At 41.4% G+C, this 10,866-nt stretch carries 7 protein-coding genes; 6 read left to right on the top strand and 1 reads right to left on the bottom strand.

Features of this window, described 5'->3' with window-relative positions:
* Nucleotides 1-236: hypothetical protein (locus tag K6G87_RS14480; protein WP_296838780.1), on the bottom strand; the 236-nt coding region annotated here is incomplete at its 3' end.
* Nucleotides 237-607: 371 nt separating this feature from the next.
* Here K6G87_RS14480 and K6G87_RS14475 point away from each other — a divergent pair.
* The 6 genes from K6G87_RS14475 to K6G87_RS14450 all read left to right on the top strand — a co-directional run.
* Nucleotides 608-1,237, top strand: a complete 630-nt coding sequence (locus tag K6G87_RS14475; RefSeq protein ID WP_296838777.1) for an HAD family hydrolase — start codon at nt 608-610, stop codon at nt 1,235-1,237.
* A 128-nt stretch (nt 1,238-1,365) separates the two neighbouring features.
* Nucleotides 1,366-2,346, top strand: coding sequence for a diaminopimelate dehydrogenase (locus tag K6G87_RS14470; protein ID WP_296838775.1), 981 nt, complete (start codon nt 1,366-1,368; stop codon nt 2,344-2,346).
* A gap of 267 nt (nt 2,347-2,613) precedes the next feature.
* On the top strand, nt 2,614-4,479 hold the full coding sequence (locus K6G87_RS14465) for an ABC transporter ATP-binding protein (protein WP_296838773.1): 1,866 nt from the start codon (nt 2,614-2,616) through the stop codon (nt 4,477-4,479).
* 61 nt (nt 4,480-4,540) lie between these two features.
* On the top strand, nt 4,541-6,388 hold the full coding sequence (locus tag K6G87_RS14460; protein WP_296838770.1) for an ABC transporter ATP-binding protein: 1,848 nt from the start codon (nt 4,541-4,543) through the stop codon (nt 6,386-6,388).
* 76 nt (nt 6,389-6,464) lie between these two features.
* Nucleotides 6,465-8,573 carry a glutamine synthetase III family protein gene (locus tag K6G87_RS14455; protein WP_296838769.1) on the top strand — a complete coding sequence of 703 codons (2,109 nt, stop codon included), beginning with the start codon at nt 6,465-6,467 and terminating at the stop codon, nt 8,571-8,573.
* Nucleotides 8,574-8,608: 35 nt separating this feature from the next.
* On the top strand, nt 8,609-10,866 hold a 2,258-nt coding region (locus K6G87_RS14450), incomplete at its 3' end, for a glutamate synthase central domain-containing protein (protein WP_296838765.1).

Here is a 10,866-nt window from a genome sequence, read left to right as displayed (position 1 = left end):
TCAGAAGAAAAGTCTGCAAAGCCCTTTTCATAAAGACCATTTACAAAATCAATTGCGCGCTGTCCGGATTCTTCTATCGGTACAGACTGGCTGTAGATATACTCAAGCTTGTCGCCTGAAGGCGCAAGTGTGAAGTTGACCTGGGTACCTATGATCTTGCCATCGCCTATGTCCATAGGAACAACTTCTGCTGATAATACTTCTCTTACAACTCCTGGTGCAAAAAGAATTCTCATAAAAACCTCCTTGAGCATAATATTTATCTTTTGGATCAATATATTTTTTGAATAGAAAATATAAATAATTGAAACAGACCAATACTTATATCGGTATAAAATATATTTTGTTTACAAAATAAATATTTAAAACTTTTGATCAGTTCAAGAAATGCAGTTATAGTGCACTTCTTGCAGGGACGGGCATAGAAGAGCATAAATCAGAAATTCAAAAACCTATAAATTTGCGCATAAGTTGTGCTATAGTATCAGTTGTTGATTACAGACTGTCCGAGTTATCAAAACGCAAGGACAGCAGTATGTTTTATGCGCGTAGTTTAGTTAGTGGTTAACTCCTATATTAAACATGGGAGTTTATGAAAGGATTTTTAATGATTAAAGCAGTTATTTTTGATATGGATGGAACGTTGTATGATACCGAAGCTGTGTATAGAAGAGCCTGGGTCAAGGCTGGAATCCCTGATGATTTCTATCTCCAGCTTATAGGCAGAAGCCATGTCAATATTGTTCAGATGCTTAATGACAACGGATATGATTCTGATAAAATATACGAACTTAAGAATAAATATACTGAAGAAGAGATAAGTAAAGGAATTCCTGTGAAGGAAGGAACCTTAAAGACTCTTAAATGGTGTAAGGAAAATGGCCTACTTACAGCAATAGCAACATCTTCTGCCAAGAATGTTGCAAAGAGGTACCTTAAAGATACCAACATGGAAGCATATTTTGATCAGATAATAAGTGGCAATCAGCTTGAAAACGGTAAGCCGGCTCCTGATATCTTTATTTATGCAGCTGGAGAACTTGGAGTAGATACAAATGAGTGCATGGTTGTAGAAGATAGTTTCAACGGAGTAAGAGCAGGTAAGGCAGCAGATATGATCACAGTAATGGTACCTGACATCATTCCTGCAGATGAGGAAATGAATAAACTTGCTGATAAGATACTTGACAGCCTTGACGAGTTTTCTGATTATGCAAAGCAGTTTATAAAAAATTAATCATGCAAAATGTAAAAATATTCATTTGGCATATTTATTTTGCCAAAAAGAAATAATATAATTGTTAGGTGCAACTTACAAAGCACAATTTAATTTTACGATAGAGAAAGCAGGAGGAATTAAATATCATGAAGATAGGTATATTAGGTTATGGTAACCTTGGAAGAGGTGTGGAAATTGCAGTTAATGCAGCACCTGATATGGAACTTGTAGCTGTATTTACAAGAAGAGATCCAGAGAGCGTTTCTATTATCTCCAAGGATGTACCGGTTGTTAATATAAAAGATGTTGCAGATTATAAAGACAAGATCGATGTTATGGTTATCTGCGGAGGATCAGCTACAGACCTTCCTGTTCAGACACCTGAATATGCGAAGATGTTCAATGTAATTGACAGCTTTGATACACATGCTCGTATTCCGGAGCATTTTGCCAATGTTGATAAGGCTGCAAGAGAATCTGACCATGTAGGACTTATCTCATGCGGATGGGATCCGGGTCTTTTCTCACTTAACAGAGTATACGCCAATGCTATTCTTCCTGATGGTAAGGACTACACATTCTGGGGTAAGGGCGTAAGCCAGGGACATTCAGATGCTGTTCGTCGTATCGAAGGCGTTAAGAATGCCAAGCAGTACACAATCCCTGTAGATGCAGCTCTTGAAGCTGTAAGAAATGGTGAGAACCCAGAGCTTACTACACGTGATAAGCACACAAGAGAAGTATTTGTAGTAGCTAAGGAAGGCGCTGATAAGGCTCGTATCGAAAAAGAGATCAAAGAGATGCCTAACTACTTTGATGAATACAATACAACTGTTCATTTCATTGATGAAGAAGAGTTTATAAAGAATCACTCAGGAATGGCTCATGGCGGATTTGTATTCAGAAGCGGTAGAACAGGTGTTAATAAGGAAAATAATCACATTATCGAATATAGCTTAAAACTTGATTCAAACCCGGAATTTACAACAAGCGTGCTTGTAGCTTATGCAAGAGCTGTAAAGAGAATGTATGATGAAGGACAGCGTGGATGTAAGACAGTTCTTGATGTTCCACCTGCATATCTTTCTGAAAAGAGTGGAGAAGAGCTTAGAAGTCATCTTCTTTAACCGACATAGAAGTACATCCCTGTACTTCTAAACATGTCGAGATTACATCCTGTAAATAACCGACATAGAAGAACTAAATAGAATCCTGATCCCGGTGTTTTGATGATAGAGTGCATATTAATGTAAACTGATTACATGAATGTGTATTTATGGTATCGTTAAATATAGCAAAACATCGGGATTTTTTTGCGCTTTTATGTTGATGGGTATTCAAAATGTTCTAGGCAGTATGGCTTAGATTATTTCAGGTTTTTTAATGAGGTGGGTATGAGATTTAAAACAAGAAGCAGAATGGTTTTGTTCTTTTTAAGGGGTAGTCTTCATTTTTTTGTATATGGAATAATTGCTTCATTACTTGTTGCATTCCTTGATATGATCAATCCAAAGATCATACAGTATACAGTTGACTACTGTATAGATGATTCACAGTCAAGTCTTCCTGTCTATATGAGCTTTATCATGGACTTACTTGGCGGACGAGAGTTTATAAGATATAACCTTTTGTATATTGCGATCCTGATTATCTGTATAGCTACAGTGTCGGCTATATTTCGTTATTTATCAAAAGTATACAATACAAGGGGCGCTGAAAAGCTCGTTGAGACTATGCGTAATACTCTCTTTGAGCATATATTAAAGCTGCCTTATTCTTGGCATTCCAAGAATCATACAGGAGACATTATCCAAAGGTGTACGTCTGACGTTGAGACCATCAAGAATTTCCTTTCAGGTCAGCTTGTATCACTATTTAGAGTAGTGATAATGATCGGTATGGCTCTTTATTTCATGTTTTCTATTAATACTAAACTTTCCTTTATAGCAATGATCCTTTTCCCGGTGCTTATACTTTATTCTTTCTTTTTCCACACAAGAATAGGAAGCACTTTCCAAAAAGCAGATGAGCAGGAAGGTAAGCTCTCTTCAATAGCTCAGGAGAATCTTACAGGAGTACGTATTGTAAGAGCCTTTGGACGTGAACAGTACGAGAAGGATAAGTTTGTCTCTTACAATGAAGATTACACCAAAATGTGGATGAATCTTATGAAGCTTTTGTCCGCATTCTGGGCATCTAACGACCTTATATCAGGCCTTCAGGTCATGATCGTAACAGTTATGGGTGCGGTCTTTAGTGTAAGAGGTCATATCACTGCAGGAGAATTCATAGCCTTTGTATCTTATAATTCAATGCTTATATGGCCTGTAAGAATGCTGGGAAGGATTATTTCAGAAATGAGTAAAGCCGGCATCTCTATAGACAGGGTCAGATATATTATGAACAGTGCTGAAGAAAAGGATGCAGAGGGTGCTACTACTCCGCCTATAGACAGAGATATAGTCTTTGATAATGTATCTTATTCTTTTGAGGATAAAGATACAGTTAAAGCTAAGTCTATTGGTAGTGAAGATAATGGCTTTGATCATGGCATCCTTAAAAATGTCAGCTTCACTATAAAAAGCGGTACAACATTTGGAATACTTGGTGGAACGGGTTCCGGTAAGTCTACTCTTATGTACCTACTTGACAGGCTCTATGACCTTCCTGAAGACAGCGGCACCATTACAATAGGCGGTGTTGACATAAGAAATATTAAAAGGTCATGGCTTAGAAAAAATCTTGGATTTGTACTTCAGGAGCCATATCTTTTTTCAAGGACATTGTCAGAAAATATAGGTATTGCGGCAGCACCTGATGACAGAGGACGTGTAAGCATGGACAGAATAAGACATGCATCAAAGATAGCTGCACTTGATGAGTCTGTAGAGAAGTTCCCTTCAGGATACGATACCTTCGTAGGAGAAAGAGGAGTTACCTTATCAGGTGGACAGAAGCAAAGAACCGCTATAGCACAGATGCTTATAGAAGAGCCGCCTGTTATGATCTTTGACGATTCACTTTCTGCGGTAGACACTCAGACTGATGCACGTATAAGGAAGGCTCTTTCTGAGAATATAGATGATGCTACAGTCATATTGATATCTCACAGGATCATGACCCTTATGCATGCTGATAATATCATAGTTCTTGATAAAGGAAGGATCGTAGAGCAGGGAACTCATGAAGAGCTTTTAAAGCTAAAGGGTATATATTACACCTGCGCCAAACTTCAGGGACTTGATGTTGATGCAGTCTGACTGCTTTGACACGAAGTATTAACTCTAACCTACCTCATAACATGGTCATATGGAGATTTATATGAACGACAATAATAAAGATAAAAAAACTGAATTCAAGACGCTTCCTTTTCTTGGAATTCCCAAGCTTCTGCCTTATATGAAGCCTTACAAAAAGATCATAATTCAGATGGTGATATTGGGAATGCTGAGTTCACTTGCGGACTCTGCTTATCCTTTATTCAACCAGTATGCAATAAACAATTTTATAGGACTGTCAACCTTAAAAGGTCTTCCTGTATTTATAGGTGTTTATATCATAGTCCTTATACTTCAGACAATAGACAACTATATAACAGTTGCAATGTGCGGTAAGGTTGAGATGAGCATCAACAGAGACCTTAGAAATGCTTCATTTTCACATCTTCAGGAGCTGTCACTTTTTTACTTTAATACCAATAATGTTGGATATATCCATGCCAGGGTTATGAGTGACTCGGGCAAAATAGGTGAAATGATAGCATGGAGATTCATGGATATAGTATGGCAGCTGTCATACATAATCTTCGTACTTGTAATGATGGTTGCTATCAACTGGAAACTGGCTCTTATAATTCTTGCTCTTGTGCCTATAGTTGTAATACTTGTAGCAGTATTCCAGAAAAAGCTTCTCATCATCAACAGAAAGATACGAGAAATAAACTCAAAGATAACCGGTAATTTTAATGAAGGTATAACAGGAGCTTCTTCTATCAAGACTCTTGTAGTTGAAGATAAGATCCGTGAAGACTTTGAAAAAGATACTGATAAGATGCAAAAGACAGCAGTAAGGTCGGCTCGCTATTCAGCCTTCTTTACAGCTACAGTTACCATGGTATCATCATTTGCTCTTGCTATAGTACTTTGGTACGGCGGAACACTTTCTGTAGAAGGACTTATGACTATAGGAACTATATCCGTTTTTGCTTCATATGCTCTTGGTATTATGGAACCTATTCAGAACGTAGTTGTGACATTCTCTGAAATCATTGCTATTCAGGTCAATATTGAAAGATTCACAAGGCTTATGGAAACAGAATCTGACGTATCAGACAGACCTGAAGTTATAGAGAAATACGGTGATACATTTAATCCCAAAAAAGAAAACTGGGAAGAGCTTAAAGGAGATATTGAATTTAAAGACATTACTTTCCGCTATCCTGATGGAGAAGAGAATGTACTTGAAAACTTCAACTTAAAGGTTCCTCAGGGTACAAGCGTAGCAATAGTCGGAGAGACAGGAGCGGGTAAGTCAACACTTGTAAACCTTGTCTGCAGATTTTATAAGCCTACAAAGGGACAGATCCTCATTGACGGGCATGATGCAGCTGACAGGTCTATAGGCTGGCTTCATAATTCCATAGGTTATGTACTTCAGACACCACACCTTTTCTCAGGTTCTGTAAGAGAGAACCTTAAATATGGCAAAGAAGATGCTACAGATGAGGAAATCTGGGAGGCACTTGACCTGGTTGCAGCAGGAGATGTTGTAAGAAGAATGGACAAGGGCCTTGATAGTGATGTAGGAGAAGGCGGAAGTCTTCTTTCAACAGGTGAAAAGCAGCTTCTGTCATTTGCCAGAGCTATCCTGTCAGATCCAAGAATACTGATCCTTGACGAAGCTACAGCTTCTATTGATACAGTTACTGAGAAGAAGATCCAGAATGCCATAAAAGTAATGACCAAAGGCCGTACTACATTTGCAATAGCACACAGACTTTCAACTATTACAGATTCTGATGTGATACTTGTAGTTGATAATGGAAGAATAGTAGAAAGCGGCACCCATGAAGAACTTATACTGGCCGGTGGAAGGTACTTTGAGCTGTTTACAAGACAGTTCAATGACATTGTTATTAATAAATCAATTGAAAAAGCACTTGCACATTGACAAGAAAGTAATTACTATAAGAAAAGTTGAAACGTTTGGTCAAAAAATCTTTTTTACTTAAAGAAAAAGGAGTCATATGGAAACATCTGCAAAGTTACCCGAATTATTTGGGAGCATGGTATTCAATGAAGAAACCATGAAAGAACGCCTTTCCAGTGCATCTTATGAAGCATGGAAAAAATCTGTTACTGACGGAACACCACTTGAGCTTTCAACAGCCAATGAAATTGCCGAAGCTATGAAGCAATGGGCTGTAGAAAAGGGAGCAACACATTTTACACACTGGTTCCAGCCTATGACAGGTCTCACAGCTGAGAAGCATGACAGCTTTATCTCTCCAACAGATGATGGAAGAGTAATCATGGAATTCTCAGGAAAAGAGCTTGTAAAGGGCGAACCTGATGCATCAAGTTTCCCATCAGGCGGACTTCGTGCAACATTCGAAGCAAGAGGATATACAGCATGGGATCCTTCTTCACCTGCATTTATTAAAGATGGTTCTCTTTACATCCCTACAGCATTCTGCTCATACGGCGGAGAAGCTCTTGATAAAAAGACACCTCTTCTTCGTTCAATGGAGGCTCTTTCAGGGGAAGCTGTCAAGATGCTTCACCTTCTTGGATATGAGGATGTTAAGAGGGTAAATACAACAATCGGTTCAGAGCAGGAGTACTTCCTGATCGATAAGGACTACTACAAGAAGAGAAAAGACCTTCTGTTTACCGGAAGGACACTGATCGGAGCACCGGCTACCAAGGGTCAGGAGATGGAAGATCACTACTTTGGTGTGATCAAGCCCAAGGTATCAGCATACATGCATGATCTTGACGAAGAGCTCTGGAAGCTTGGAATTCCTGCAAAGACCAAGCACAACGAGGTTGCTCCGTCGCAGCACGAGCTGGCTCCTGTATTTGAGACAGCAAACATCGCTGTAGATCACAACCAGCTCACTATGGAAGTTATGAAGAAGGTCGCAGACAAGCACAACTACGCATGTCTTCTTCATGAGAAGCCCTTCGAGGGAATCAATGGATCAGGAAAACATAACAACTGGTCTGTTTGTACAGATACAGGAATGAACCTTCTTGATCCCGGCAAAAAGCCCGGTGAGAACATTCCTTTCCTGGTATTCCTCATGGCAGTAATCGCAGCAGTTGATGAGTATGCACCGATCCTGAGACTCTCCGTAGCATCTGCAGGAAATGACCACAGACTCGGCGGAAACGAGGCACCACCTGCCATCATTTCAATCTTCGTCGGCGATGAGCTCGCAGGAGTACTTAAGAGTGTTGAGGAAGGCACAGCTTATGAGAGCCAGGGCAAGGTTCAGATGGCCATGGGCGCTACTGTTCTTCCGCACTTTACAAAGGACAACACAGACAGAAACAGAACATCACCTTTTGCTTTTACCGGCAACAAGTTCGAGTTCAGAATGCCCGGTTCAGCAGTTTCAGTAGCTAACGCAAACATCGTTCTCAACACAGCAGTTGCAGAGGAGATCGCCAAGATCTACGCAAAGCTTGAAGGAACTCCTGCTGATGCTCTTAAGGAGAAGGTAATGGAGGTACTTAAGGAAGTACTTTCAGCTCATAAGAAAGTTCTTTTCAACGGAAACGGATACACAGAAGAATGGGTTGCTGAGGCTGAAAAGAGAGGTCTTCCGAACCTTAAGTCACTTCCCGATGCAATGCCTTACTGGATTTCGGATGAGTCAATCGAGCTCTTTACAAAGCACGGAATCTTCACCAAGGAAGAGATCCACTCAAGATATGACATTCTTCTTGAGAACTACTCAAAGTCAATTCACATCGAGTCCCTGACAATGCAGGAGATGGTGAGAAAAGACCTGACAGAAGGAATCATCGCTTATGAGAAGGATCTTACAAAAGAGGTGATCCAGAAAAAGAGCGTTCTTGAGGGCGCAGCGTGTGAGCTGGAATGCGGACTTTTAAAGACATTGGATGGAGCATCCGCAGGAATCAGCGGAGCGCTCAAGAAACTCTATGATGATACCAAGAAAGCAGAAGGCATGGATGATCTTCTCGGACAGGCAAGCTTTTACCAGGAGACAATCCTTAAGGATATGGATGAGCTTAGAAAATATGCGGATGAAGCCGAGGCTGTTATCCCTGATGAATACTTGAGCTACCCTACATACGGCCAGATGCTCTTTTCACTTAGATAAAAAGACATAAAGAATACGATAGAGGTATAAAAGCAATGGAAAACTGGATGAACGAACATGATGCATGCGGGATAGGAGCAGTGATAAATATAAACGGAAAGCCCGATAACAAGGTGCTTGACGATGCCCTTTCCATCGTAGAAAAGCTTGAGCACAGAGCAGGAAAAGATGCCAGCGGAAAAGTCGGCGACGGCGTGGGAATCTTAGTACAGATCTCTCACAAGTTCTTTTCCGGAGAGGCTAAAAAGCTCGGATTTAAGATCGGCGGCGCAGGGGACTATGGTATAGGAATGTTTTTCCTGCCGCAGGATTCAATGAAGCGCATGTTCGCGAAGCGAATGCTTGAAGTCATTGCAGAAAAAGAAAACCTTAAGGTCATCGGATGGAGGGATGTGGAAACACATCCCGAAATTCTTGGTGAGGTTGCAAGAAGCTGCATGCCACACATCAGTCAGTGCTTCATTGAGAGGCCATCCGATGTGGAGAAGGGAATAGAGTTTGACAGAAAGTTATACTGCCTCAGAAGAGAGTATGAGAAATCTTCTGAGGATACTTATATTTGCTCATTTTCATCCAGAACCATCGTCTATAAAGGAATGTTTTTGGTGGGACAGCTTAGAAACTTCTATGAGGACCTGTTATCACCGGATTACCAGAGCGCTATTGCACTGGTGCACAGCAGATTTTCCACAAATACCACACCTTCCTGGCAGAGGGCACATCCGTATCGCATGATCGCACACAACGGTGAGATCAATACCATAAAGGGTAACAGCGACAGGATGCTGGCCCGTGAGGAGACCATGTCGTCAGATGTATTTAAGGAGGAACTTTCCAAGGTCTATCCCGTCATTGCATCCTCCGGATCTGATTCAGCCATGCTTGATAACACCTTGGAGTTCCTGTACATGAACGGCATGGATCTCCCTCTTGCTATGATGATCACAATACCTGAGCCCTGGAAGCACAACGATTTCATGTCTCAGGACAGAAAAGATTTTTATCACTACTACGCAACCATGATGGAGCCCTGGGACGGACCGGCTGCAGTTCTTTTCACGGACGGTGAGCTCTTTGGAGCAACGCTGGATCGTAACGGACTAAGACCATCAAGATATTATGTGACCAAGGATGGAAGACTGATTCTTGCATCCGAAGTTGGCGTTTTGGATATCCCGGAGGAGAACATCCTTGAGAAATCAAGGCTTTCACCGGGACACATGCTACTGGTCAATACAAAAGAAGGACGCATAATCTCCGACAAGGAGTGTAAGGACAGATATTCACTGGCAAAGCCCTATGGCGAGTGGCTCGACAGATATCTTCTGCACCTAGGCAAACTGTCGGTTCCAAATAAAAAGATACCTACCCATACCCAGGAGATGAGAGACAAGCTCTATAAGGTGTTCGGGTATTCCTACGAGGACGTCAAACAGCAGATCATGTTAATGGCTACAAACGGCATAGAATCTACTGTTTCCATGGGAACTGACGTCCCTCTTGCCATGCTGTCCAAGCATCATCAGATGCTGTTTTGCTATTTCAAACAGCTCTTTGCACAGGTTACAAATCCGCCTATCGACTCGCTTCGCGAGAAGGTAGTCACCGATACCACAGTTTATATCGGCTCTGACGGAAATCTCCTTGGGGAAAAGAGCGACAACTGCCGTGTTCTTGAGGTTAACAACCCGATTCTTACGGGCGTTGATCTCATGAAGATCGAAGCTCTGGATCAGCCGGGCTTTCATGTAAAAAAGATATCCCTTCTGTATTACAAGAACACTCCTATGGAGAGGGCTCTGGACCAGCTGAACATCTCAGTGGACAGGGCTACTGCAGAGGGCGTTAACATCATCGTTCTCTCAGACAGGGGTGTTGATGAAAACCACATGCCTATCCCTTCGCTTCTGGCTGTATCCAGCGTCGAGCAGCACCTGGTAAGGACCAAGCAGCGCACGGCAGTATCCCTTATTCTCGAGAGCGGAGAGCCAAGGGACGTTCACCAGATCGCAACACTTCTCGGTTTTGGTGCCCGTGCCATTCATCCGTATCTGGCTCATGAGTGCATTGCTGAGCTCATTGATATCGGAATTCTTGATAAGGATTATCACACAGCAATAGCTGACTACAACAAGGCGCTTCTGGGCGGAGTTGTTAAGATCGCAGCCAAGATGGGCATCTCAACCCTCCAGTCCTATCAGTCTGCCAAGATATTTGAGGCCATCGGCCTGTCAAAAGAGTTTGTTGATAAATATTTCACCGGAACCACCAGCAGAGTGGGCGGAATCGGCAT

The organism is Butyrivibrio sp., assembly GCF_024699075.1.
Note: the sequence above shows the minus strand (reverse complement) of the source record. Positions and strands in the feature narration are given on the sequence as shown.

What these genes read in the sequence shown, in the direction of transcription:
- K6G87_RS14465 (WP_296838773.1), top strand. Translation starts at nt 2,614, where the DNA reads ATGAGATTTAAAACAAGAAGCAGAATGGTTTTGTTCTTTTTAAGGGGT.
- K6G87_RS14475 (WP_296838777.1), top strand. Translation starts at nt 608, where the DNA reads ATGATTAAAGCAGTTATTTTTGATATGGATGGAACGTTGTATGATACC.
- K6G87_RS14455 (WP_296838769.1), top strand. Translation starts at nt 6,465, where the DNA reads ATGGAAACATCTGCAAAGTTACCCGAATTATTTGGGAGCATGGTATTC.
- K6G87_RS14470 (WP_296838775.1), top strand. Translation starts at nt 1,366, where the DNA reads ATGAAGATAGGTATATTAGGTTATGGTAACCTTGGAAGAGGTGTGGAA.
- K6G87_RS14460 (WP_296838770.1), top strand. Translation starts at nt 4,541, where the DNA reads ATGAACGACAATAATAAAGATAAAAAAACTGAATTCAAGACGCTTCCT.